This is a genomic window from Enterobacter cloacae complex sp. SHL018, assembly GCF_049237905.1.
GTDB lineage: Bacteria > Pseudomonadota > Gammaproteobacteria > Enterobacterales > Enterobacteriaceae > Enterobacter > Enterobacter hormaechei_C.
Genome location: NZ_JBMKJE010000002.1, coordinates 163621 through 186980 on the forward strand (window position 1 = coordinate 163621; position 23360 = coordinate 186980).

The 23360-nt window shown below is 57.2% G+C and carries 22 protein-coding genes; 4 read left to right on the forward strand and 18 right to left on the reverse strand.

The genetic code is table 11. The annotated features are described in order from the left end of the window. Nucleotides 1-8: 8 nt before the first annotated feature. From ACOTY5_RS10600 to cysG, 11 genes are all read right to left on the reverse strand, one after another. The gene (locus ACOTY5_RS10600; protein WP_015571709.1) at nucleotides 9-635 is read right to left on the reverse strand and encodes a protein-L-isoaspartate(D-aspartate) O-methyltransferase; all 627 of its coding nucleotides are present in this window, start codon (nucleotides 633-635) and stop codon (nucleotides 9-11) included. Beyond that, entirely contained in the window at nucleotides 629-1390 is a 762-nt protein-coding gene (gene surE / locus ACOTY5_RS10605; protein ID WP_032619144.1) for a 5'/3'-nucleotidase SurE, read from the reverse strand. The genes ACOTY5_RS10600 and surE overlap by 7 nt, the downstream gene beginning before the upstream one ends. Continuing rightward, nucleotides 1371-2420 carry a tRNA pseudouridine(13) synthase TruD gene (gene truD / locus ACOTY5_RS10610; RefSeq protein ID WP_032619143.1) on the reverse strand — a complete coding sequence of 350 codons (1050 nt, stop codon included), beginning with the start codon at nucleotides 2418-2420 and terminating at the stop codon, nucleotides 1371-1373. The genes surE and truD overlap by 20 nt, the downstream gene beginning before the upstream one ends. Beyond that, the gene (gene ispF, locus ACOTY5_RS10615; protein WP_015571711.1) at nucleotides 2417-2896 is read right to left on the reverse strand and encodes a 2-C-methyl-D-erythritol 2,4-cyclodiphosphate synthase; all 480 of its coding nucleotides are present in this window, start codon (nucleotides 2894-2896) and stop codon (nucleotides 2417-2419) included. The genes truD and ispF overlap by 4 nt, the downstream gene beginning before the upstream one ends. Continuing rightward, the gene (gene ispD, locus ACOTY5_RS10620) at nucleotides 2896-3606 is read right to left on the reverse strand and encodes a 2-C-methyl-D-erythritol 4-phosphate cytidylyltransferase (RefSeq protein ID WP_045141987.1); all 711 of its coding nucleotides are present in this window, start codon (nucleotides 3604-3606) and stop codon (nucleotides 2896-2898) included. The genes ispF and ispD overlap by 1 nt, the downstream gene beginning before the upstream one ends. Before the next feature lie 19 nt (nucleotides 3607-3625). Next, a complete protein-coding gene (gene ftsB, locus ACOTY5_RS10625; RefSeq protein ID WP_003862095.1) occupies nucleotides 3626-3937 on the reverse strand; it encodes a cell division protein FtsB in 312 nt (103 codons plus the stop codon). Nucleotides 3938-4016: 79 nt separating this feature from the next. After that, a complete protein-coding gene (locus ACOTY5_RS10630; protein WP_023304328.1) occupies nucleotides 4017-4343 on the reverse strand; it encodes a DUF3561 family protein in 327 nt (108 codons plus the stop codon). Nucleotides 4344-4401: 58 nt separating this feature from the next. After that, entirely contained in the window at nucleotides 4402-5007 is a 606-nt protein-coding gene (cysC, locus tag ACOTY5_RS10635) for an adenylyl-sulfate kinase (protein ID WP_015571713.1), read from the reverse strand. Then, nucleotides 5007-6431: a sulfate adenylyltransferase subunit CysN gene (gene cysN, locus ACOTY5_RS10640; RefSeq protein WP_015571714.1), complete on the reverse strand. Its 1425-nt coding sequence runs from the start codon at nucleotides 6429-6431 to the stop codon at nucleotides 5007-5009. Before cysN ends, cysC begins: the two co-directional genes overlap by 1 nt. Before the next feature lie 9 nt (nucleotides 6432-6440). Continuing rightward, nucleotides 6441-7349, reverse strand: a complete 909-nt coding sequence (gene cysD / locus ACOTY5_RS10645) for a sulfate adenylyltransferase subunit CysD (RefSeq protein ID WP_006811770.1) — start codon at nucleotides 7347-7349, stop codon at nucleotides 6441-6443. A 9-nt stretch (nucleotides 7350-7358) separates the two neighbouring features. Next, the gene (gene cysG / locus ACOTY5_RS10650; protein WP_045141986.1) at nucleotides 7359-8717 is read right to left on the reverse strand and encodes a siroheme synthase CysG; all 1359 of its coding nucleotides are present in this window, start codon (nucleotides 8715-8717) and stop codon (nucleotides 7359-7361) included. 237 nt (nucleotides 8718-8954) lie between these two features. Here cysG and ACOTY5_RS10655 point away from each other — a divergent pair, with 237 nt between their 5' ends. Next, complete coding sequence (locus tag ACOTY5_RS10655) at nucleotides 8955-9998, forward strand: aminopeptidase (protein WP_015571715.1); 1044 nt, start codon at nucleotides 8955-8957, stop codon at nucleotides 9996-9998. A gap of 93 nt (nucleotides 9999-10091) precedes the next feature. Here ACOTY5_RS10655 and cysH read toward each other — a convergent pair whose 3' ends face one another. The 3 genes from cysH to cysJ form a co-directional block, all read right to left on the reverse strand. After that, nucleotides 10092-10826 (reverse strand): phosphoadenosine phosphosulfate reductase, encoded by a 735-nt coding sequence (gene cysH, locus ACOTY5_RS10660; protein WP_421631913.1) that lies wholly within the window; start codon nucleotides 10824-10826, stop codon nucleotides 10092-10094. Nucleotides 10827-10925: 99 nt separating this feature from the next. Then, entirely contained in the window at nucleotides 10926-12638 is a 1713-nt protein-coding gene (gene cysI / locus ACOTY5_RS10665; protein WP_045141985.1) for an assimilatory sulfite reductase (NADPH) hemoprotein subunit, read from the reverse strand. Further along, a complete protein-coding gene (gene cysJ / locus ACOTY5_RS10670; RefSeq protein WP_421631914.1) occupies nucleotides 12638-14443 on the reverse strand; it encodes an NADPH-dependent assimilatory sulfite reductase flavoprotein subunit in 1806 nt (601 codons plus the stop codon). The genes cysI and cysJ overlap by 1 nt, the downstream gene beginning before the upstream one ends. A gap of 303 nt (nucleotides 14444-14746) precedes the next feature. On the opposite strand from cysJ, the gene queD reads away from it, so the two are divergent. Next, complete coding sequence (gene queD / locus ACOTY5_RS10675; protein WP_006811776.1) at nucleotides 14747-15112, forward strand: 6-carboxytetrahydropterin synthase QueD; 366 nt, start codon at nucleotides 14747-14749, stop codon at nucleotides 15110-15112. Here the strand turns inward: queD and ACOTY5_RS10680 are convergent. Beyond that, nucleotides 15097-17451 carry a helix-turn-helix domain-containing protein gene (locus ACOTY5_RS10680; RefSeq protein ID WP_045141983.1) on the reverse strand — a complete coding sequence of 785 codons (2355 nt, stop codon included), beginning with the start codon at nucleotides 17449-17451 and terminating at the stop codon, nucleotides 15097-15099. The two genes, queD and ACOTY5_RS10680, sit on opposite strands and share 16 nt — an antisense overlap. Nucleotides 17452-17622: 171 nt before the next feature. Between ACOTY5_RS10680 and ACOTY5_RS10685 the strand changes: the two genes are divergently transcribed. Both ACOTY5_RS10685 and ACOTY5_RS10690 read left to right on the forward strand, forming a co-directional pair. Continuing rightward, nucleotides 17623-18792 (forward strand): M20 aminoacylase family protein, encoded by a 1170-nt coding sequence (locus ACOTY5_RS10685; RefSeq protein ID WP_062934067.1) that lies wholly within the window; start codon nucleotides 17623-17625, stop codon nucleotides 18790-18792. 27 nt (nucleotides 18793-18819) lie between these two features. After that, complete coding sequence (locus ACOTY5_RS10690) at nucleotides 18820-20217, forward strand: MFS transporter (protein ID WP_032102901.1); 1398 nt, start codon at nucleotides 18820-18822, stop codon at nucleotides 20215-20217. A gap of 17 nt (nucleotides 20218-20234) precedes the next feature. On the opposite strand, the gene queE is transcribed toward ACOTY5_RS10690, so the two are convergent. The 3 genes from queE to ACOTY5_RS10705 are packed head-to-tail and all read right to left on the reverse strand — an operon-like array spanning nucleotide 20235 to nucleotide 23227. Next, nucleotides 20235-20906 (reverse strand): 7-carboxy-7-deazaguanine synthase QueE, encoded by a 672-nt coding sequence (gene queE, locus ACOTY5_RS10695; RefSeq protein WP_006811780.1) that lies wholly within the window; start codon nucleotides 20904-20906, stop codon nucleotides 20235-20237. 54 nt (nucleotides 20907-20960) lie between these two features. Further along, on the reverse strand, nucleotides 20961-21668 hold the full coding sequence (locus tag ACOTY5_RS10700) for an N-acetylmannosamine-6-phosphate 2-epimerase (protein ID WP_045141982.1): 708 nt from the start codon (nucleotides 21666-21668) through the stop codon (nucleotides 20961-20963). Further along, nucleotides 21668-23227, reverse strand: a complete 1560-nt coding sequence (locus tag ACOTY5_RS10705) for a maltose/glucose-specific PTS transporter subunit IIC (RefSeq protein WP_045142001.1) — start codon at nucleotides 23225-23227, stop codon at nucleotides 21668-21670. The genes ACOTY5_RS10700 and ACOTY5_RS10705 overlap by 1 nt, the downstream gene beginning before the upstream one ends. Nucleotides 23228-23360: the final 133 nt, after the last annotated feature.

Below are 23360 nucleotides of genomic sequence, written 5' to 3' on the forward strand. Positions count from 1 at the left end.
TCCGAGTCTCAGGCCAGCTCGCCCTTAACCAGGGGCACAAAGCGCACGGCTTCCACGGTATCGATAATAAACTCGCCGCCGCGTCGACGAACGCGCTTTAAAAGCTGCTGCTCATCGCCGACGGGCAAAACTAGAATGCCGCCCTCGTCCAGCTGCGAGAGAAGTGCAGCGGGAATTTCAGGTGGCGCGGCCGTGACTATTATGGCGTCAAACGGGGCGCGAGCCTGCCAACCCTGCCATCCATCGCCGTGGCGTGTCGATACATTATGTAAATCAAGCTGTTTCAGGCGACGGCGCGCCTGCCACTGCAAGCCTTTAATCCGTTCCACGGAACAGACATGGTGCACAAGGTGGGCCAGGATCGCGGTCTGATACCCTGAACCGGTGCCAATTTCCAGCACCCGGGAGTCTGGCGTTAACTCCAGAAGCTCCGTCATACGCGCCACCATGTAAGGCTGCGAAATCGTCTGGCCTTGCCCGATGGGCAGCGCCACGTTTTCCCACGCTTTGTGTTCAAACGCCTCATCTACAAACTTCTCACGGGGAACCTGGGCAAGCGCATCCAGCACCTGCTCGTTGGCGATCCCCTGTGCGCGTAATTGTTCCAGAAGAGTTTGTACACGTTTACTTACCATTGCGCGTTCACTCCGACCCGATCTAACCAGTCCGACACCACATCATGCGCGCTATAAGCGGTTAAATCTACGTGCAACGGCGTAACGGAAACGTAACCCTCATCCACCGCAGCGAAGTCGGTGTCTGGCCCGGCATCGCATTTATCTCCCGGCGGGCCGATCCAGTACAGGGTATTGCCGCGCGGATCCTGCTGGGGAATAACCTGATCGGCCGGATGGCGACTGCCGCAGCGCGTCACGCGGATCCCTCTAATCTCGTCCAGCGGGAGATCCGGCACGTTAATATTGAGGATACGTCCGGTACGCAGCGGCTCGCGGCCAAGCGCACGGAGAATGGAGCAGGTCACCGCGGCGGCAGTGTCATAGTGGGTGTGGCCGTTTAACGAGACCGCCAGCGCCGGGAACCCCAGGTGACGCCCCTCCATCGCCGCGGCCACGGTGCCGGAGTAAATCACATCATCGCCAAGATTCGGCCCGGCATTGATGCCGGAGACCACAACATCCGGCCGCGGGCGCATCAGCGCATTTACGCCCAGAAACACGCAGTCGGTCGGCGTCCCCATCTGGACGGCAATATCGCCATTCTCAAAGGTAAAGGTGCGAAGTGAAGACTCCAGCGTCAATGAGTTAGACGCGCCACTGCGGTTACGATCGGGAGCCACGACCTGCACATCCGCAAATTCGCGGAGGTGTTTCGCCAGCGTCTGAATACCTGGCGCATGGATCCCGTCATCGTTACTCAGCAATATTCGCATAATCACCCGACGTGTTGATAAGTTCCCTGACAACACTGGTGGCAAAGCTACCTGCCGGCAGCCAGAAGCGTAACTCGACGGTTACGTCATCCCACCAGTTCCAGCTCAGCTGTTGCGGGTAGAGGAGCATCGCACGGCGCGCCGCCTCGACTTTTTCCCGCACCAGCAATGATTGTAATTCTGGCGCATCCGCCACCGCTGACTGCTCAGCGGCCAGCGCCTCGCCCTGGGTTCCCCAGTCGCCTGAGCCCGGCAAGGCGGCGGTAATCATCAGCGATTTAGCGTCCACGCGCGACTGGGCATCGGCCATCTCATCGGCCGTTGCCACAAACCAGCTTCCGCGTCCCGCTAATTGTAGCGCATCGCCGACAACAACTTGATTCGCGTCCGGTTTTTTCAGCCGTTCGCTCACAATCTGATTAAACAACGCACTGCGGGCTGCCGACAACCAAAAACTGCGTTTATTCCTGTCGCGCACCGGCGCGCTGCTTTGCGCCCAGCGCAGCGCGCCCAGCAGGTTGCTGCCACCAATGCCAAAGCGCTGTGCGCCAAAATAGTTTGGCACGCCGCGTTCGGTAATGGCCTTAAGGCGTTTTTCAACGTCATCGCGGTCGGTCACTTCACGCAGCACCAGCGTGAAATCGTTGCCTTTCAACGCTCCCGGACGCAATTTGCGTTTGTGGCGGGCATACTCCAGTACCTTACAGCCCTCAAGCTCAAATTTGCTTAAATCGGGCATGGCATTGCCGGGCACGCGGGCGCAAAGCCACTGTTCGGTCACGGCATGCTTATCCTTTTGACCGGCAAAGCTCACCTCGCGGGCGTGAATGTTGAGGAATTTTGCCAGCGCGTCCGCCACGAAGCGGGTGTTGCAGCCGTTTTTCAGAATGCGCACCAGGATGTGCTCGCCTTCGCCGTCCGGCTCAAAACCCAGATCTTCCACTACCACGAAATCTTCAGGGTTGGCTTTCAGCAGACCCTTGCCCTGCGGTTTGCCGTGCAGATACGTCAGGTTGTCGAAATCCGTCATTTGACCGCCTTCACCAGCAGCGCCACGGCTTCACAGGCAATGCCTTCGCCACGACCGGTAAAGCCCAGCTTCTCCGTGGTGGTCGCTTTGACGTTGACGTCGTCCATATGGCAGCCCAGATCTTCAGCGATAAACACGCGCATCTGAGGGATGTGCGGCAGCATCTTCGGTGCCTGAGCAATGATCGTCACATCAACGTTGCCGAGGGTGTAGCCTTTGGCCTGAATACGACGCCAGGCTTCGCGCAGCAGTTCGCGGCTGTCTGCGCCTTTAAAAGCAGGATCGGTGTCCGGGAACAGTTTACCAATGTCGCCCAACGCGGCGGCACCCAGCAGCGCGTCGGTCAGCGCATGCAGCGCCACGTCGCCATCAGAATGCGCCAGCAAACCTTTTTCGTATGGAATGCGCACGCCGCCAATGATAATTGGGCCAACGCCGCCAAAGGCGTGTACATCAAAACCGTGTCCAATACGCATTATGCCTTCTCCTGAGGGGTCGTACGGGTAAGATAAAATTCCGCGAGCTGTAAGTCTTCCGGGCGCGTCACTTTTATATTATCAGCGCGCCCTTCAACAAGCGTTGGGTGGAAACCGCAATACTCCAGCGCCGAGGCTTCGTCCGTAATGGTCGCACCTTCTTTGAGCGCACGCGTTAAGCAGTCGTGAAGTAATTCGCGGGGAAAAAATTGTGGCGTCAGCGCGTGCCATAAATCCACGCGCTCGACGGTGTGGGCAATCGCCGGTTTACCCGGTTCGGCACGCTTCATGGTGTCACGCACCGGGGCGGCCAGAATGCCGCCCACGTTACTGGTTTCACTCAGGGCCAGCAGACGTGACAGATCGTCGTGATGCAGACAGGGACGCGCGGCATCGTGCACCAGCACCCACTGCGCGTTCCCGGCAGCCTGAATGCCCGCCAGAACAGAGTCGGCCCGCTCGGCGCCGCCGTCAACAACGGTAATCTGAGGATGATGTGCCAGCGGGAGTTGCGCAAAACGCGCATCGCCGGGGCTGATGGCAATAAACACGCGTTTCACCCGGGCATGCGCCAGCAGCGCTGCCACGGCGTGCTCGAGGATCGTTTTATCACCAATTGAGAGGTACTGCTTGGGACACTCTGTCTGCATGCGCCGGCCAAAACCTGCGGCCGGCACCACGGCACAGACGTCCGAAAAAGTTGCTGCCATGTCGTAATCCTGGGCCTGATTATCGATTGTTTTGTGCGGAGCCCTGATTGCGTTTAGACGCATCCGGAACCAGGCGATAAAACGTTTCGCCCGGCTTAGTCATACTGAGTTCATTGCGTGCGCGCTCCTCAATCGCCTCCTGGCCGCCATTGAGGTCATCAATTTCAGCAAAAAGTTGATCGTTACGCGCTTTAAGTTTGGCGTTTGTCGCCTGCTGTGCCGCGACGTCATCGCTCACCCGGCTGTAGTCGTGCAGTCCGTTTTTGCCGAACCACAGCGAATATTGCAGCCAGACCAGCAAAGCCAGCAACAGCAGCGTTAGTTTACCCATCCTGCCCCCTGAAAAAACGGCATCATCATCCCATAACTTTCCGCTGGACTCTACTGCGGGGTTTTAATTATGCCGTAAGTTAGCCCATCAGCCATAAAAACAGCAGGCCAAAGATGACCACAACGGTGGCGATAGTGATGAACGTACTATACAGGAGCTTGCCGTTGAAAAGGGAGTGCAGCGCCACGCCCACAACCACCGCAACGGGCATCAGCGCCAGAAAGAAAGGCCAGGTATAGAGGAAGAAAAAGAGGGTGTTACCACCATAGATCAAAAACGGGATACCCAGCGCCAGTAACCACGACACGAAGCCGACTATCGCCCCAGGGAAGGACCAGGTCGTCTCGTCGTCGGTCGTTAACGGTTCCGACCCGGTGGTAATCATGTAGTTTTCACTGTTGCGCATAGCTAATCCTGTGACCGTGACTCATCGCTCGGGAAGACAGCTCCCGAACGATACCGTCTCAGGATCTGATAATATCGTCCCGTCTGAGCAGGTCTAATAATTGGCTTACTAAATTTGTTACCAATTGTTGGCCTTCCAGATGAATCTCAGGGGATTCAGGCGCTTCGTAAACCGAGTCAATGCCGGTGAAGTTTCGCAGCTCTCCCGCGCGGGCTTTTTTGTACAGCCCTTTTGGATCGCGCGCTTCGCAGATTGCCAGCGGGGTATCCACAAACACTTCAATAAAGCGATTCTGCCCAACGCGCTCACGCACCATCTGACGTTCGGCGCGGTGAGGTGAGATAAACGCCGTTAGCACCACCAGCCCGGCATCCGCCATCAGGCTGGCGACTTCCCCTACCCGACGAATGTTCTCTTTACGGTCTTCATCGCTGAACCCTAAATCGCTGCACAGGCCGTGACGCACGTTGTCGCCGTCCAGCAGGTAGGTGCTCACCCCCTGCTGATGCAGCGCCTCTTCCAGTGCGCCTGCCACCGTGGATTTACCGGAGCCAGACAGCCCGGTAAACCACAGCACAACCCCACGGTGACCGTGGAGCTGTTCGCGCTGGGCGACGGTGACCGGATGAGGATGCCAGACGACGTTCTCATCATGGGCGGCCATCACTTGCCTCCCAGCAGATCGCGTGCGCCCCAGTGCGGGAAGTGCTTACGCACCAGCGCATTCAGTTCCAGCTCGAAGGCGCTGAACTCAGACGTCACGCTCGCCTGTGCGTCAGGCTCGCGGACCATGCCGGCACCGACGGTGACGTTGGTCAGGCGGTCAATGAAGATCAGCCCGCCCGTCACCGGATTCTGCTGATACGGATCCAGCACCAGCGGCTCGTCGAAGGTCATATCCACCAGACCGATGCCGTTCAGCGGCAGCTCGCTCACGTCACGGTGGGTCAGGTTGTTGATGTCCACCTGGAACTGAATGCCGTCCACGCGGGCGCGGGTTTTCTTGCCGGCGATTTTAATGTCATAGCTCTGGCCTGCGGTCAGCGGCTGTTCGGCCATCCACACTACATCCACGGATGCGCCCTGCACCGCCGCCAGCGTTTCCTGCGCGTCGACCAGCAGGTCGCCGCGGCTGATATCAATTTCGTCTTTCAGTACCAGGGTTACCGCTTCACCTGCCCCGGCTTCGTCCAGATCGCCATCAAAGGTGACGATACGGGCGATGGTCGATTCCACGCCGGATGGCAGCACCTTGACGCGCTGACCCACCTTCACGGAGCCTGAAGCGAGAGTACCGGAGAAACCGCGGAAATCGAGGTTCGGACGGTTCACGTACTGCACCGGGAAGCGCATCGGCTGGGTATCGACCACGCGCTGAATTTCAACGGTTTCCAGCACTTCCAGCAGCGTCGGGCCGCTGTACCACGGCATGTTCGCGCTCTGAGAGGCGACGTTATCCCCTTCCAGCGCCGACAGCGGCACAAAGCGAATATCGAGGTTGCCCGGCAGCTGTTCAGCAAAGGTCAGGTAGCTCTGGCGGATCTCGTCGAAACGCGCTTCGCTGTAGTCCACCAGATCCATTTTGTTCACTGCCACCACCAGGTGTTTGATCCCAAGCAGCGTAGAGATAAAGCTGTGACGACGAGTCTGATCCAGCACACCTTTACGGGCGTCGATCAGCAGGATCGCCAGGTCACAGGTGGACGCGCCGGTCGCCATGTTACGGGTGTACTGCTCGTGCCCCGGGGTGTCGGCGATAATAAATTTGCGCTTTTCGGTAGAGAAGTAGCGATAGGCGACATCAATGGTAATGCCCTGCTCGCGCTCCGCCTGCAAGCCGTCCACCAGCAGCGCCAGATCGAGTTTTTCGCCCTGGGTGCCGTGGCGTTTACTGTCGTTGTGCAGGGAAGAGAGCTGATCTTCGTAGATCTGGCGCGTGTCGTGCAGCAGACGACCAATCAGGGTACTTTTCCCGTCATCCACGCTGCCGCAGGTCAGGAAACGCAGCAGGCTTTTGTACTGTTGGGCGTGCAGATAAGCTTCTACGCCGCCTTCATCGGCAATTTGTTGGGCAATAGTCGTATTCATGGCGGCTCCTTAGAAATAACCCTGACGTTTCTTAAGCTCCATGGAGCCTGCCTGGTCGCGGTCAATCACGCGGCCCTGTCGCTCACTGGTGGTCGACACCAGCATCTCCTCGATGATCTCGGGCAGCGTCTGCGCACTGGATTCCACCGCGCCGGTCAACGGCCAGCAGCCGAGAGTACGGAAACGGACCATCTGTTTTTTGATCACTTCGCCCGGCTGTAAATCAATGCGATCGTCGTCGATCATCATCAGCATGCCGTCGCGCTCCAGCACCGGGCGCTCGGCCGCCAGATACAGCGGAACGATCTCAATATTTTCCAGATAGATGTACTGCCAGATATCCAGCTCGGTCCAGTTGGAGAGCGGGAAGACGCGAATGCTTTCGCCCTTGTTGATCTGGCCGTTGTAGTTGTGCCACAGCTCCGGACGCTGGTTTTTCGGGTCCCAGCGGTGGAAGCGGTCGCGGAAAGAGTAGATACGCTCTTTGGCGCGGGATTTCTCTTCGTCACGTCGCGCGCCGCCGAAGGCCGCATCAAAACCGTATTTATTCAGCGCCTGCTTCAGCCCTTCGGTTTTCATGATGTCGGTATGCTTGGCGCTGCCGTGCACGAACGGGTTGATGCCCATCGCCACCCCTTCCGGGTTTTTGTGCACCAGCAGCTCGCAGCCGTAGGCTTTGGCGGTACGGTCACGAAACTCGTACATCTCGCGGAATTTCCAGCCGGTATCCACGTGTAACAGCGGGAACGGCAGCGTACCCGGATAAAACGCTTTACGCGCCAGGTGCAGCATGACGCTGGAATCTTTACCGATGGAGTACATCATCACCGGGTTAGAAAACTCGGCGGCCACTTCGCGGATAATGTGGATACTTTCCGCTTCGAGCTGCCGCAGGTGAGTAAGTCGTTTTTGGTCCATAACCGTTCCTTAAGCCAAATTTATAACAGAAGCGCCAAAGCCTTCTGTGTCGGTTGTGTGTTGGAACCAGGCGAGCGTGCTGTGCAGCTGCACCACTTCTCCCACCACAATCAGGGCGGGCATTGGGGCGTCTTTCGCCAGGGTTGCAAGGTCTTGTAAGGTGCCGATGGCGACATGCTGATCGACGCGTGTCCCGCGGGAGATCACCGCTACCGGCGTCGTCGCATCGCGACCGTGCTGAATAAGCTGTTCGCTGATGTCTGCCGCTTTCATCGTGCCCATATAAATCGCCAGCGTTTGTCGGTTCTGGGCGAGATGCGACCAGTCAAACGGCGTGCTGTCGGCTTTATAGTGCCCGGTCACAAAGGTCACGCTCTGGGCGTAATCGCGATGGGTCAGCGGAATACCGGCGTAGGCCGTAACGGCAGACGCCGCCGTAATGCCTGGGACCACCTGAAACGGAACGCCCGCTTCGGCTGCCGCCTGCAACTCCTCGCCACCACGACCGAAGATAAACGGGTCGCCCCCTTTCAGGCGCACCACGGTCTTGCCCGCTTTCGCGGCGGCAATCAGCATCTGGTTGGTGTCGTGCTGCGGCACAGAGTGCTCGCCAGCACGTTTGCCGACGCAAATTTGCTCCGCGTCACGGCGGATCAGCTCGCGAATACCGTCGGTGACCAGGTGGTCATAGAACACGATATCCGCATCCTGAAGAACCTGGAGGCCACGCAGCGTGAGCAGCCCGGCATCGCCCGGCCCGGCGCCCACCAGAATGATCTCTCCGCCCGTACTGCCGGGGTTATCCAGTTCGTCTTCGAGAATTTGTTGCGCCGCCGTCTCGTTACCGGCCTGCATCAGGCTGGCAAAGCGGCCGCGAAACACACGCTCCCAGAAGCGACGGCGTTCCGTCACGCTGGTCAGACGCGTTTTCAAATGGTTGCGCCAGTAGCTGGCCTTCTCCGCCATGCGTCCGAGGCTGGTCGGCAGCAGCGCTTCGATTTTTTCTCTCAGCACGCGCGCCAGCACCGGGGCGGTGCCGCCGGAGGAGATCGCTACCAGCAGCGGCGAGCGGTCGACAATCGACGGGAAGATAAATGAACATAACGGCTGGTCGTCTACCACGTTCACCAGACGGTGACGGGCCTGAGCTGCGTCGGAGATGCGGCGGTTGAGCGCCCGATCTTCGGTTGCCGCAATCACCAGCACCACGCTGTCGATCTGAGACTCTTCAAAATCCGCCTCTGCAACGATCTGCACCTGCGCCCCGGCGCGTTGCAGGAAGGCGATTTTGCGATCGGCAATTTCACCCGTCCCGACAACCAGTACCGGTCGGTCTTTTAAGGCAGCAAAAAGGGGGAGATAGTCCACAGGCAACAACTCACTAACAACCACGAATAAAGGGACTATAGGGGGCGGCTTAGATCGAATGAAATTACGAATTGGAATGAGTAGTTACTCAATGGAATAACGCCGTGGAAAAGCAAATATCAAAAAGTGCTTAACACGCGAAATTTCGGGCATTTAGGAGCAATTCAAATTGTGTCTACCCGATCACAGTTTCATACTATGCGGGTTAAAATTTTGCTCTGTTTTTAAGGACTCACTATGTTTTCCGCAATGCGCCACCGATTCGTTGCCCTGGCGCTCGGCGTTTGCTTTATCCTTCCGGCTCAGGCAAAAAATCAATCTTACGGTGAAATAGCCAGTATGCAGGCGCGGCATATTGCGACGGTCTTTCCGGGCCGTATGACCGGAACCCCAGCCGAGATGCTCTCGGCAGACTATATCCGTCAGCAATTTGCGGATATGGGCTATGAGAGCGACATTCGCGCTTTCCACAGCCGCTACATCTATACCACACGCAATAAAACGCAAAACTGGCATAACGTAACCGGCAGCACGGTTATTGCGGCGCACGAAGGAAAGGCGGCTGAGCAGATTATTATTATGGCGCACCTTGATACCTACACGCCGTTGAGCGACGCCGATGTCGATAATAACCTCGGCGGGCTGACGCTTCAGGGACTGGATGACAATGCGGCGGGTCTGGGCGTGATGCTTGAGCTGGCCGAACGCCTGAAGAATATTCCGACGAAATACAGCATTCGCTTTGTTGCGACCAGCGGCGAAGAAGAAGGAAAACTCGGCGCTGAGAATCTCCTTAAGCGCATGAGCGCTGAGGAGAAGAAAAATACGTTGCTGGTGATTAACCTCGATAATCTGATCGTGGGGGATAAGCTCTATTTTAATAGCGGACAGAGCACGCCGAGTAGCGTACGTAAACTCACCCGCGACCGCGCGCTGGCGCTTGCCCGCACGCATGGCGTCTATGCCGCGACAAATCCGGGCGGTAACCCGCAGTATCCTAAAGGCACAGGCTGCTGTAATGACGGTGAAGTGTTTGATAAGGCGGGCATTCCGGTGCTGTACGTCGAGGCGACGAACTGGGCGCTGGGCAAAAAAGATGGCTATCAGCAGCGCAGCAAATCGAAAGCCTTTCCGGACGGGACCAGCTGGCATGATGTGCGGCTGGATAATCAGCAGCACATTGATAAAGCGCTGCCGCAGCGGATTGAGCACCGCAGCCGGGATGTCGTGAAAGTGATGCTGCCGCTGGTGAAGGAGCTGGCGAAAGCAGGGAAAGCCTGATGTCGTTAAGCCCGGTGGCGGCTACGCCTTACCGGGCCTACGTTTTGTGCCGTTGTAGGCCCGGTAAGCGCAGCGCCACCGGGCGAAAAAACATTACCCTTCGTGCAGCCCGCACTCGCGCTTCAGCCCAAAGAATCGCGTCTCTTCTTCCGCCATTCCCGGTTCCCATTTACGCGTAGTGTGGGTGTCGCCTACCGACAGGTAGCCTTGATCCCACAGCGGATGGTACTTCAGCCCGTGCTTTTGCAGATACTGGTACACCGTGCGGTTATCCCAGTCGATGATCGGCAGCACTTTGAACACGCCGCGCTGCACCGCCAGCACCGGCAGCGTTGCCCGGCTCCCGGACTGCTCGCGGCGCAGGCCCGCGAACCAGGTCTGAGCGTTCAGCTCTTTCAGCGCCCGGTTCATCGGCTCGACCTTGTTGATCTCATTGTATTTCTCAATGCCCTCAACGCCCTGTTCCCACAGCTTGCCGTAGCGCGCCTCCTGCCAGGCCGCGCTTTCCGTCGCGCGGTAAACTTTGAGGTTCAGCTTGAGCTTGTCCGTCAGCTCGTCAATAAACTGGTAGGTCTCCGGGAACAGATAGCCGGTATCGGTGAGGAGCACCGGAATGTCCGGGCGGATCCGATTCACCAGGTGCAGGCTGACCGCCGCCTGGATGCCAAAGCTTGACGACAGCACATAGTCACCCGGCAGGTTTTCCAGCGCCCACGCCACGCGCCCTTCGGCGTCGAGTTTTTCCAGCTGGGCGTTGGTTTCTGCCAGGGCCAGAATGCGTTCGACTTTTGGCAGGTCATTAAGGGCGTTTAGATCGAGTACGGACATAAGAACCTCGTTTGCCTGTTTTGCCGGGCGGCACTGCGTTTGCCCGGCCTACAAAACCCGTAGGCCCGGTAAGCGAAGCGCCACCGGGCAAAGGATGCGTTACTCCCAGAAATCCCTTGCGGGATCGAGCACCGGGCGAATGATGCCCGCACGCACCGTAAAGTCGCCGAAGCCTTCACCCGCTTCGCGCTCTTTCGCCCAGCGCCCGACAAGCTCGTCGATGGAATCAAGAATTTCCGGTTCCGTAATATTTTCACGGTACATACGCGGAATACGCGTCCCGATACGGTTACCGCCCAGGTGCAGGTTATAGCGACCCGGCGCTTTGCCCACCAGACCCAGCTCGGCCAGCATCGCGCGACCGCAGCCGTTCGGGCAGCCGGTGACGCGCATAACAATATGCTCGTCCGGAATACCGTGTTTTTCCAGAATCGCTTCCACTTTATCAGTGAAGGACGGCAGGAAACGTTCCGCTTCGGCCATCGCCAGCGGGCAGGTCGGGAACGACACGCAGGCCATCGAGTTTTCACGCTGCGGTTTAACCGCATTCATCAACCCATGATCGCGCGCCAGCTCTTCAATTCTCGCCTTATCGCTTTCCGGCACGCCGGCAATAATCAGGTTCTGGTTGGCGGTAATGCGGAACTCGCCTTTATGGATCTTCGCAATTTCCAGCAGACCGGTTTTCAGCGGGCGGCCCGGATAATCCAGAATACGACCGTTTTCAATAAACAGCGTCAGGTGCCATTTATTATCGATACCTTTCACCCAGCCAATGCGATCGCCGCGACCGGTGAATTCGTAAGGGCGGATCGGCTCAAACTTGAACCCCGCGCGACGCTCCACTTCTTCTTTGAACGTCTCGACGCCCACGCGCTCCAGGGTGTATTTGGTTTTCGCGTTTTTACGGTCGGTACGGTTGCCCCAGTCGCGCTGGGTAGTAACCACCGCCTCAGCCACGGCCAGCGTGTGCTCCAGCGGCAGGAAGCCGAACTCGCTCGCGGTGCGGGCATAGGTTTTCTTGTTCCCATGCTCGATGGACAAACCGCCGCCCACCAGCAGGTTAAAGCCGACCAGCTTGCCATTTTCGGCAATCGCCACGAAGTTCATGTCGTTGGCGTGCAGGTCGATATCGTTCTGCGGCGGGATAACCACCGTGGTCTTGAATTTGCGCGGCAGGTAGGTCTGACCGAGGATCGGCTCTTCGTCCGTGGTCGCGACTTTCTCCTGATCGAGCCAGATCTCCGCATAGGCACGCGTGCGTGGCAGCAGGTGCTCGGAGATCTTCTTCGCCCACTCGTACGCTTCGGCGTGCAGCTCGGACTCATACGGGTTCGAGGTGCAAAGCACGTTACGGTTCATGTCGTTGGCGGTCGCCAGCGCGTCCAGCCCCACGGAGTGCAGCATCTGGTGCACCGGCTTGACGTTTTTCTTCAGAATGCCGTGGAACTGGAAGGTCTGACGGTTAGTCAGACGGATGCTGCCGTAAATCGTGTTTTCACCGGCAAACTTGTCAATCGCCTGCCACTGTTTGGTGGTGATGATGCCACCCGGCAGGCGGCAGCGCAGCAGCATCGCATGACGCGGCTCCAGCTTCTGTTCGGCACGTTCGGCGCGGATATCGCGGTCGTCTTGCTGGTACATACCGTGGAAACGGATCAGCAGGAAGTTGTCGCCTTTGAAACCGCCGGTCAGGCCGTCATTTAAATCTTCGGCAATGGTACCGCGCAGGTAGTTGCTCTCTACCTTCATGCGCTCGGCATCAGACAGTTTGCCTTCGACCACCAGTGGGCCAGGATGTTTTTCGCTCATTAGTAGACATCTCGCTGATAACGGCGCTCTACGCGCAGCTCACTTAAAAATTCATCCGCCGTTTCGGCATCCATACCGCCGAATTCGGCAATCACTTCCAGCAGTGCCTGCTCAACGTCTTTCGCCATGCGATTGGCGTCGCCGCAGACATAAATGTGGGCGCCGTCATTGATCCAGCGCCACAGCTCTGCGCCCTGTTCGCGCAGTTTGTCTTGTACGTATACTTTTTCTTTCTGATCGCGGGACCAGGCCAGATCGATGCGGGTCAGCACGCCCTCTTTGACGTAGCGCTGCCATTCAACCTGGTAGAGGAAATCTTCAGTAAAATGCGGGTTGCCGAAGAACAGCCAGTTTTTACCCGGCGCCTCGTCCGCTGCACGCTGCTGCATAAAGGCGCGGAACGGTGCGATGCCGGTGCCCGGGCCAATCATGATCACCGGCGTTTCCGGGTTTGCCGGCAGGCGGAAGTTGTCGTTGTGTTCGATAAAGACGCGCACCTCGCCCTCTTCTTCCACGCGGTCGGCCAGGAAGCCCGACGCCCCGCCCGCCCGCGCGCGGCCTTCGATGTCGTAACGCACCACGCCAACGGTGATGTGGACTTCGTTTTCCACTTCCGCCTGTGAAGAGGCGATGGAGTAAAGACGCGGCGTCAGCGGACGCAGCAGGCCGATCAGCGCGTCGGCATCCAGCTGTGCCGGGGAGAAACGCACCATGTCGACAATCGGCGTCGTCGCGGCGTAATGCTGTAACTTCGTCTTGTCCCCCACCAGCGGCAGAAGGGACTCGCTGCGCGTTAAGGTGGCGTAGTTTTCAACGATATTGGCGGTGTTCACCGTCAGCTCGAAATGCCACTGAAGCGCCTCAGAGAGCGGTAAGGTTTTACCTTCCACCTGGACCGGCTCCGTGCCTTTCAGCCACAGCAGCTCGACCAGCTCTTTCACCAGCGCCGGATCGTTCTGATACCAGACGCCCAGCGCATCGCCAGGCTGATAACGCAGGCCGGAGTCACCGAGGTCGATTTCGATATGGCGCACGTCTTTTTCCGAATCACGGCCCGTGATTTTCTGGTTTACCGACAGGCTCGCCGTCAGCGGCGCCTCTTTCGTGTAAGGGCTGGTGTGGATTTCGTTGACGGTGCCCGCTGCGATAACGGCGGCTTGCGCTGGCGTCTCTTTCGGGACGCGGGCCTTCAGCACCTCAACGATGCGCGTCCGCCATTCGGCGGCGGCGGCCTGGTATTCGACATCAGCGTCTACGCGATCCAGCAGGCGCTCTGCACCCAGCTCCGCCAGCTTGCTGTCGAAGTCTTTACCGGACTGGCAGAAAAATTCATAGGACGTATCACCGAGGCCGAAGACGGCAAAGGCGGTGCCCTCCAGCCTGGGCGCTTTTTTCGAGAACAGGAACTTATGCAGCGCGACGGCTTCTTCCGCAGGCTCACCTTCCCCCTGCGTTGACGCCACCACCACCAGCAGTTTTTCTGACGCGATCTGTTTGAATTTATAATCCCCGGCGTTGACCAGGTTGACGTTCAACTTCGCGGCGAGCAGGTCATCACGCAGCGCTTCGGCCACACGACGGGCATTACCCGTTTGCGAAGCGGAGATAAGCGTGATGGCAGGAATTTCAACGGCCGTTGGCGGGACGCCAGCCACAGCACCCGGCTGCTGATTGAGCATTCCCCAGAAATAGCCGGAGACCCAGGCGAGCTGGGTGGGTGAAAAATCGGAAGTCGCGGCCTGTAGGCGCGCCAGTTGCTCCGGGTTAAGGGGAAGCAAATTTGAAGGTGGGGCCTGTGTTGTCATGCGTCGTTATGTTCCAGTAGCAAAGCGGACTTTAAGCGAATAAATCCAAACTGAAGATAAGGTTAACGGCGGGGATAATAACAATTAAAGAAGGGATGGAAATAATAAATAACCAAATGGACTAACCTGTTTTAGTTATCGTTCTTAACGATAAAAGCGATTAAATAACTATCTGAAATAAAACAATAAAGGCCGATAAACACCATGAATACGAGGCGGTGACCGTTCAGAGCCGTTTTAGTTAATGATAAAAATTGTGCTTTCCGGTACTATGCGGCGGTTTTTTCCGCATTCCTGAGAGCTATGATGTCCACCACACTGTTTAAAGATTTCACCTTCGAAGCCGCACACCACCTTCCACACGTTCCTGCCGGGCACAAATGTGGCCGCCTGCATGGACACTCGTTTATGGTGCGTCTTGAAATCACCGGTGAAGTCGATCCCCATACGGGCTGGATCATGGACTTTGCCGAACTGAAGGCTGCGTTTAAGCCGACCTACGATCGTCTCGATCACTACTATCTGAATGATATTCCGGGCCTTGAAAACCCGACCAGCGAAGTGCTGGCGAAATGGATTTGGGATCAGATGAAACCGCTGGTGCCGCTGCTGAGCGCGGTGATGATCAAAGAGACCTGCACGGCAGGCTGCGTCTACCGCGGGGAGTGAATCTCCTCCGTTTCGGCCTCACGAGGCACGAGCGGCGTAAACTCGTAGAGCACCAGCGCATTACTCTCCAGTGATTCAGTCAGTTGCCAGCCGTCATAAAGGCGTTCATCGCGTACGGAAAGCGTTGGACGCGCTTTATGCGCTATCCAGCGCCACATCTCTTCATCAGGGCCGCTTTCGCTGCCAACCCCTTCAAGCAACGGATAGAGCGCGCCGTTGTGCTGATCAAAAAGATGGCATTTAATTCGCCATTTACCGCGCATTCCCTTCAGGTGTAAATGATACTGCTGGCGAAAACGCTGGATGAAGGCTTCTTCACTGGAAAGGAGCGGATTAAAAACCACCACATTACGCAGCAACAGCTGATAACCATTGCGATGGCGCGTAAGCAGGACACGCTTATCATTGACCAGCACCTCGCCCCGCAGACGTTGCCAGAGCCAGAGTACCCAATAAACCGGACGCGGCAGACCATGGTTATACTGTAGCGCCAGGCTTGAGGTATCGATGGTGTTGTTCGCACGGGCTTCTCCCTGAAGGCCCGAATTGAGCCAGAATCCCGCCAGCCAGACCTGCTCCGAAAGCCCGAGCAGGTTCTGCATCAGCAGCGCCCCACGAAAAAACCAGCCGTTTGTCGCCCGCGTGTTGCCGGTGAGGGTATTCCAGGAGAGAAGCCAGACGGGAAGCGAACATTTACGCAAGCGAAGGGCAGCGAGGATCTGGCGGACCTTCAGTATCGGATAATTTTCCGTTGAGGAGAGAGGGGTTGCCTCCAACTGCGCGGGATCGAGAAGCTCATTGGCATCGGCCGAACAGGCAAGAAAATCGGCCTGCATCAGGATGGCTGAACTGAACAGGGTATCCTCGCTTACGCCCGCGCTGACGGGGGCAAATCGGTGCCATAAACCAAACTTTGCCTGCGGAAGATAAGTTCGTATCGCCTTTTGCTGGGCCAGCCAGACCTGCTCCCGGGTCTCCTCACTTGCCTGTGTTGACCAGTGCATGACGAAGTGCCAGCCCGCGGTGATCTCTGGCGAAAAATGATTAACCGACTGTTGTAAAAAACGGGTAAGAAGATCGCGACGGGTCGTTACGCCGGTGTGCAGTAGCACCGTCCACTGCTTTTTTGCCAGCCAGGTGAAGAGCTGATGCAGATTGTACCAGCAGGCGTAGCCCGCCATCTGGGGGTCATCCCACCCGGTGGCAAACAGTCGACTGCTGAGAAAAGGTTCGGCGATATCAATCCCCTCAATGGGAATGGCCTCATTTATCGCCTCCAGATTTTGTCGAACGTCCTCACGCAGCAAATCGTCGAGCTCACGCAGGGTAATGACCACCCGCATACGGCGCAGCGAGGCAGAAAGAGGATTAAGCTGCTCAAGATCCAGGCTCTGCTCCTGCTGCGGATGAACGATGAGCGGCGAGGCTCCCCAACCGCGCGCCACCGGTTCATTGAGCAGGCTAAACAGCTTGTCCACGGCGACCGGATAGCGCTGCTCACGCCTGTCCGTCCGAATACGTGCCGCCTCCGGGTGCTGGCGCCGGGCCTTACGAAACTCACCCGGAGACATATTGTGAACACGCCTGAACCGATCGCTCATCATACGCGTGCTGGCGAAACCCTGCTCAAGCGCAATCTGGTGCAGCGGTCGGTTCGTCAGCCGGAGAGCGTCGGCCGCCTTTTCCAGCCGCAGGTGGGTGATGTACTGCATGAAACTGATCCCCACCTCCTTGCGAAAGAGACGAGAGAGCCAGGCTTCAGAGACATATTCACTCGCGGCGATTTCCGCAAGCGTAATACGGCGGGAATAACTGGCATTGATCCGCTCTATCACCCGGGCGATGCGTTTGCTGTGCGCTGATGAAAGTTCCCGGGACAGCATACGGGCGGGCTGTTGAAAGCGGCTGGTCAGCAACAGCAATATCTCGCTCAGCCAGCGGTACGCCTCCAGCCGGTAGCGGTGCGGGTCGTTGATGAGGGTGACCACAAGAAGCTGGCGCAGCAGATCGCGAAGCGCATCGCATTGGGGCCAGACGCCTCCGGCTTCTGCCGGTACAGCATAATCATGGGCAAAAAAATCATTGCAGAGCTGGACGACCCAGCGCCCGGAAAGGGTTACGCGCAGGGTGACATTTGCCGTTTCGCTCGTGAACTGCCAGCGCCGATGACGGTTGATGATAGCAAGGGTATTGGCCTCCAGGATGTCACGTCCCACATCGGTGTTCAGCTCTGCCCGCCCTTCCAGCACCCAGAGCAACGTTAGCGTATCGCCTTCATCCTCCACGCAGTGGCGAATGTCCTGAATCTCTATCCAAAACTCATCTCCCCGTTGCGCCATCTTACCCCTCACCAAAGACAAAAAATGACCTGATCTTTTTTGTCATAACTGAATTGTATGAAAAACAATCAAAATAAAGCCGTCGCTTTACAACAAAAAAATGCATTTTCAGGCGGGACGATCGTCATAGACTCGAAATTATCATCGTTTGGCAGAAAAAGGATAACAAAAATGACACATCCAATTATCGAAGCTCTGCGTGGCAACGAAGCTCGGTTCACTGAATTACGTCGCTATTTTCATCAGCATCCTGAAATTGGTTTTGAGGAGCACAACACGAGCGATCGCGTTGCAGCGCTGCTTCAGGAATGGGGATATGAGGTTCATCGCGGCCTGGCGAAAACCGGTGTGGTTGGCACACTGAAGGTGGGTAACGGGCATAAACGCCTGGGCCTGCGCGCCGATATGGATGCGCTGCCAATGCAGGAAAACAACGGCAAGGCGTGGAGCAGTACCGTTGAGGGTAAATTCCACGGCTGCGGTCATGACGGCCACACCACAACGCTCCTGTATGCAGCGGAGTACCTGGCACGCACCCGCAATTTTAACGGCACGCTGCACCTTATTTTTCAGCCCGCGGAAGAACTTCTGTATGGCGGACGCGTTATGGTAGAGGACGGTTTGTTTGACCTGTTCCCCTGCGACCACATCTTTGGTCTGCACAATATGCCGTCACAGCCCCTCGGAAAAATTGGTCTGCGCGATGGCGCCATGATGGCCTCTTCCGACACCCTTCATATTGAGGTTAACGGCGTGGGGGGGCACGGCGCGGTGCCAGAACATACCGTTGACGCCACCCTGGTTGCCTGTCATATCACTATCGCGTTGCAGTCCATTGTTTCGCGCAACATTACCCCCTTCCAGCCTGCCGTCGTTACCGTAGGCAGCATTCAGGCCGGGCACGCTCCCAACATTATCAACGACAAAGTATTGATGAAACTTACCGTGCGCACGCTGGATGAACGCGTGCGGCAAACCGTGTTACAGCGTATCCATGATATCGCCGTTGCACAGGCGGAAAGTTTCAATGCGACGGCCACCATTCGACACATTAACGGCAGCCCGGTGCTGAAAAACAATCCGCAAGCCAACGAGATGGTGCGCAGCGTCGCCACCGATCTGTTCGGTCAGGATGCCGTCGCGGAGGTCAATGCGTTTATGGGCAGCGAGGACTTTGCTTTCATGCTCGAGAAAAATCCCAATGGATGCTATTTCACGCTTGGCGCCGGGGATGAGCCTGACAGCTGCATGGTACATAACCCGGGCTACGACTTTAACGACAACATTCTCCTCACCGGCGCGGCGCTGTGGGCCGCACTGACCGAACACTATCTGCGCTGATTCGCACCTTCCCGGGAGGGCTGCACTATGAGTACCGTTTCCCTGACAGGCGCATCCGCCTACGCCGGTAACGATCGGCTGCTGGCGGGTATCGTCATGAGCGTTCTGACATTCTGGCTGTTTGCCCAGTCGGTTATCAACGTGGTTCCGGCCATGCAGAATAGCCTCGATATTGCCCTCGAAACCCTTACGCTGGCCGTCAGCCTGAGCGCGTTGTTCAGCGGCTGTTTTGTCGTCGCCTGCGGTGGGTTTGCCGATAAGTTTGGGCGCATGCGCCTGACCATGATTGGCCTGATCCTGAGCATGATCGGGAGTGGTCTGCTGTTCATTTCATGGGAGCCCGTCCTGTTTCTGTTGGGACGAGCGATACAGGGGCTATCAGCGGCCTGCATTATGCCCGCCACGCTGGCGCTGATTAAAACCTGGTATGAAGGTAAAGCACGCCAGCGCGCAATCAGTTTCTGGGTTATCGGTTCATGGGGCGGGAGTGGCCTGAGCTCGTTTGTGGGAGGTGCCATCGCCACCACGCTGGGCTGGCGCTGGATTTTTATTCTGTCGATGGTGGTAGCGCTGGTCGCGCTATTGCTTATCCGCGCCACGCCGGAAAGCCGCAGCCCTGATGCGTGTCGACACAAACTGGATATCAGCGGCCTGGTGAGTTTTGTCCTTATGCTGGTGCTGTTCAATCTGTTTATCAGCAAAGGACACAGCTGGGGCTGGAGCAGCAGTTTATCGCTTCTTGTACTGTGTGGAGCCGTGATTGCACTGATGTGTTTTGTCGTTACCGGGCGGCGGAAAGGCGATGCGGCGCTGATCGATTTCGCCCTGTTTAAAAACCGGGCCTATAGCGCCTCGGTATTCTCAAATTTCCTGCTCAACGGCTGCATTGGCACCATGATGATCGCCAGCATCTGGTTGCAGCAGGGCCATCATCTGTCACCGCTACAGACCGGCATGATGACGCTGGGGTATCTGGTTACCGTACTGGCGATGATCCGGGTGGGTGAAAAACTGCTTCAGCGCTATGGCGCCAGGCTGCCGATGATGACCGGCCCGCTGCTGACCGCAACAGGTATTTCGCTGATTTCATGCACCTTCTTAAGCAAAGAGGTCTACATTGTCACCGTTTTTCTGAGCAATATTTTATTCGGGCTGGGGCTCGGATGTTACGCCACGCCCTCAACGGACACGGCGGTAATGAATGCCCCTGAAAACAAAGTGGGGGTGGCTTCTGGGATCTATAAGATGGGCAGTTCCCTGGGCGGCGCAATGGGTATCGCGGTCACCGCATCGCTGTACGCGCTATGGCTGCCGATGGGAACGGCCAGTGCCGCGCAGTATGCCTTGCTTTTCAACAGTGCGATTTGCCTTGGGTCGGCAGTCGTGACCTGGGCTTTACTGCCAACAACAAAAGCCCCGCGTTAAGCGGGGCCACAAAAGTATCAGGCAATGTTCAGATATTTGTGCGTCTGCATCGACAGCCGCCAGTTGCGGGCGATACAGGTTTCAATGCACAGACGGGTCGCATCGTCTTTCTGGCTGATAGGCTGTAGCGCGATCACGCGCTGCTTTTCGTCCGTCAGCGTCGCCAGCAGTTCATCCAGCGCTTCGATGTCACGCACGCGCCCCACCGGATGTTTGATCTCATCAGCACGCTCAAGCGCCTGCGACAGTACGTCATACCCGCCGCGCATATTCACTTTTGGTGAAACCGTGACCCACGTTGAATGGGAGCAGCGCACTTCATGGGTGCCGCTGGTTTCGATCTGACAGCTATAGCCGTTCTTCTCGAGCAGTTCGGTGAGCGGCATCAGATCGTGAATGCAGGGTTCCCCGCCGGTGATCACCACATGCCGCGCCGTCCAGCCCTGACGACCAATGATGGCAAGCAGATCTTCCGCGCTGCCCGCGCCCCATTTATCGCTCTCTTTGGTTTTCGCCAGAATGCTGAACAGCGACACTTCCCGATCTGCGAGCTTATCCCACGTATGTTTGGTATCACACCAGGCGCAGCCAACCGGGCATCCCTGTAAACGAATAAAGATAGCGGGAACGCCGGTAAAGTAACCCTCGCCTTGCAGGGTCTGGAACATCTCGTTAATCGGGTACTGCATAGTCAACTCTGTTAAGGGGATAAACGATAAGTATCGCAGATCCCCGTCAGATGATCATGCTCCATCGGTGCTTTGCGCGCCAATTGCCGCCATAAACCGTTCCGTAATTTGCTGTGGTCGGGTGATCGCCCCGCCGACGACAACCGTGTGCGCCCCCAGCGCCAGACACCTGGCCGCGCGTTCAGGCGTATCCACGTTACCTTCAGCAATCACGGGGATCGTGACGGCAGACAGCACCTCTTTCAAAAACGCGCAGTCATTTTCCGGTAGCGAATGGCCCGCAGTCTCCGCCGTATAACCGTAAAGGGTGGTTCCGACGCAATCAAACCCCAGCACCTGCGCGGCCACGGCCTCCTGCACGGTGGCAATATCCGCCATCAGCAGCAGCGAAGGGTAACGGGTGCGGATCTGCGCGATCAGCATGTCCAGCGATCCGCCACCGGGCCGTTTCCGGGCGGTCGCATCCAGCGCAACGATCTCCGGGCCGACCGCCATCAACTCATCCACTTCTTTGAGCGTCGCGGTAATGAACACCTCGCTATCCGGATAGTCCCGTTTGATGATGCCGATGACCGGCAGTGAGACCAGCCCTTTGATAGCCTCGATATCCGCCACGCTATTGGCGCGGATCGCCGCGGCACCGCCCTGGGCCGCCGCCAGCGCCATTCGCGACATAATAAACGGGCTGTGCAGCGGTTCGTTTTCCAGCGCCTGGCAGGAGACGACCAGTTTTCCTTTCAGGTTATCCAGTACAGTTTTCATTACGATAAAATCTCTTCCACTTCGTTTTTGATAATGGTGACGTGCGGGCCATAGATGACCTGGACACCGTTGCCGTGGACGATAACGCCGCGCGCGCCGGTCGCTTTCAGTGCAGATTCATTGACTTTGCTACCGTCTTTCACCGTGACGCGAAGGCGCGTGGCGCAGCAGTCAACGTCATCCAGATTGTCTCTTCCACCCAGCCCGGCGATCACCGCCGCGGCGCGCTCGCTTTGCGGCAGAGTAGCCTCGTCAGCCAACGCCTCCTTTTCACGGCCCGGCGTGGCAAAATCAAAACGTTTGATCAGATAGCGGAAGGTACAGTAGTAAAGGAAGAACCACGGTACGCCCACCAGCGGGACGAACATCCAGTTAGTTTTCGCTTCCCCCTGCAAAATGCCGAACAGCACGAAATCAATAAACCCGCCGGAGAATGTTTGTCCGATGGTGATGTGCAGCATGTGCGCGAGCATAAACGCCAGCCCGTCAAACAGCGCATGAATGACGTACAGCACCGGGGCAATAAACAGGAATGAGAACTCTATGGGCTCGGTAATTCCCGTCAGGAATGAGGTTAACGCCGCAGAGAGCAGCAGCCCGGCAACCCGCTTTTTGTTCTCCGGCCTGGCCGTGTGGTACATCGCAAGGCAGGCGCCGAGCAGACCAAACATCATGGTAATAAAGCGCCCGGACATGAAGCGCGACGTGCCCTCATAGAAATGCTGCGTGTTCGGGTCGGCGAGCTGGGCGAAGAAGATCCGCTGCGTGCCCTCAACCAGGTGACCGTTAACAATTTCACTGCCGCCAAGCGCGGTGGTCCAGAACGGAAGATAGAAGATGTGGTGCAAACCAAACGGGCCAAGCATGCGCAGGATGAAGCCGTACAGCAAAGTCCCCAGATAGCCAGTGGCATCCACCAGCCCGCCGAGGCCAAAGATCAGCTTCTGAAAATGCGGCCAGACCACGGTCATCAGCGCGCCGACGAGTATCGCCGCCAGTGAGCTGATAATGGGAACGAAGCGTGAGCCGCCAAAAAAGCCCAGGAATTGCGGAAGCGCAATTTTATTAAACCGATGATGCAGTGCGCAGGTCACCAGCCCAATAACTACCCCACCAAACACGCCCGTTTCAAGCGTCTGAATACCCAGCGTCATGCCCTGCCCTACGGCGCCCGGGTTCTCATGCGCCAGTTTTCCGGTCAGGATCAGCAGCGCATTGATAGTGGCATTCATCACCAGATAAGCGAGCAACGCCGCCAGCCCTGCCGTGCCTTTATCATTTTTCGCCAGCCCAACGGCGACCCCAACAGCAAACAGTACCGACAGGTTTGCAAACACAATCGAGCCTGCGCTGCTCATGATGGTAAAGATGGCCTGTAGCCAGCCAACGTCTAAAAATGGATACGCAGTAAGCGTATTTGGATTCGATAGCGCCCCGCCGATCCCCAGCAACAGACCTGCTGCGGGCAGTATGGCGATGGGTAACATAAAGGATTTGCCGAAGCGCTGCGCTTTTTCAAACCATCCGCCGGAAGACGCTCCGCTGAACATTTGCATCATTTTTTTATCCCCCTGGTTATTGATGAAAATTTTTACCATATGTATTTTTAATTATGAAAATTACCACCAAAAACCAGGACACCGATCATACTTTTTCGAAATGACTGGCATCTCTCCCCCGCTTTCCGCCACA

Bases quoted from the DNA above. Each gene is read 5' to 3' on its own strand.
- ACOTY5_RS10600 (WP_015571709.1), bottom strand. From the start codon at position 635: ATGGTAAGTAAACGTGTACAAACTCTTCTGGAACAATTACGCGCACAG.
- surE (WP_032619144.1), bottom strand. From the start codon at position 1,390: ATGCGAATATTGCTGAGTAACGATGACGGGATCCATGCGCCAGGTATT.
- truD (WP_032619143.1), bottom strand. From the start codon at position 2,420: ATGACGGATTTCGACAACCTGACGTATCTGCACGGCAAACCGCAGGGC.
- ispF (WP_015571711.1), bottom strand. From the start codon at position 2,896: ATGCGTATTGGACACGGTTTTGATGTACACGCCTTTGGCGGCGTTGGC.
- ispD (WP_045141987.1), bottom strand. From the start codon at position 3,606: ATGGCAGCAACTTTTTCGGACGTCTGTGCCGTGGTGCCGGCCGCAGGT.
- ftsB (WP_003862095.1), bottom strand. From the start codon at position 3,937: ATGGGTAAACTAACGCTGCTGTTGCTGGCTTTGCTGGTCTGGCTGCAA.
- ACOTY5_RS10630 (WP_023304328.1), bottom strand. From the start codon at position 4,343: ATGCGCAACAGTGAAAACTACATGATTACCACCGGGTCGGAACCGTTA.
- cysC (WP_015571713.1), bottom strand. From the start codon at position 5,007: ATGGCCGCCCATGATGAGAACGTCGTCTGGCATCCTCATCCGGTCACC.
- cysN (WP_015571714.1), bottom strand. From the start codon at position 6,431: ATGAATACGACTATTGCCCAACAAATTGCCGATGAAGGCGGCGTAGAA.
- cysD (WP_006811770.1), bottom strand. From the start codon at position 7,349: ATGGACCAAAAACGACTTACTCACCTGCGGCAGCTCGAAGCGGAAAGT.
- ACOTY5_RS10655 (WP_015571715.1), top strand. From the start codon at position 8,955: ATGTTTTCCGCAATGCGCCACCGATTCGTTGCCCTGGCGCTCGGCGTT.
- cysH (WP_421631913.1), bottom strand. From the start codon at position 10,826: ATGTCCGTACTCGATCTAAACGCCCTTAATGACCTGCCAAAAGTCGAA.
- cysI (WP_045141985.1), bottom strand. From the start codon at position 12,638: ATGAGCGAAAAACATCCTGGCCCACTGGTGGTCGAAGGCAAACTGTCT.
- cysJ (WP_421631914.1), bottom strand. From the start codon at position 14,443: ATGACAACACAGGCCCCACCTTCAAATTTGCTTCCCCTTAACCCGGAG.
- queD (WP_006811776.1), top strand. From the start codon at position 14,747: ATGATGTCCACCACACTGTTTAAAGATTTCACCTTCGAAGCCGCACAC.
- ACOTY5_RS10680 (WP_045141983.1), bottom strand. From the start codon at position 17,451: ATGGCGCAACGGGGAGATGAGTTTTGGATAGAGATTCAGGACATTCGC.
- ACOTY5_RS10685 (WP_062934067.1), top strand. From the start codon at position 17,623: ATGACACATCCAATTATCGAAGCTCTGCGTGGCAACGAAGCTCGGTTC.
- ACOTY5_RS10690 (WP_032102901.1), top strand. From the start codon at position 18,820: ATGAGTACCGTTTCCCTGACAGGCGCATCCGCCTACGCCGGTAACGAT.
- queE (WP_006811780.1), bottom strand. From the start codon at position 20,906: ATGCAGTACCCGATTAACGAGATGTTCCAGACCCTGCAAGGCGAGGGT.
- ACOTY5_RS10700 (WP_045141982.1), bottom strand. From the start codon at position 21,668: ATGAAAACTGTACTGGATAACCTGAAAGGAAAACTGGTCGTCTCCTGC.
- ACOTY5_RS10705 (WP_045142001.1), bottom strand. From the start codon at position 23,227: ATGATGCAAATGTTCAGCGGAGCGTCTTCCGGCGGATGGTTTGAAAAA.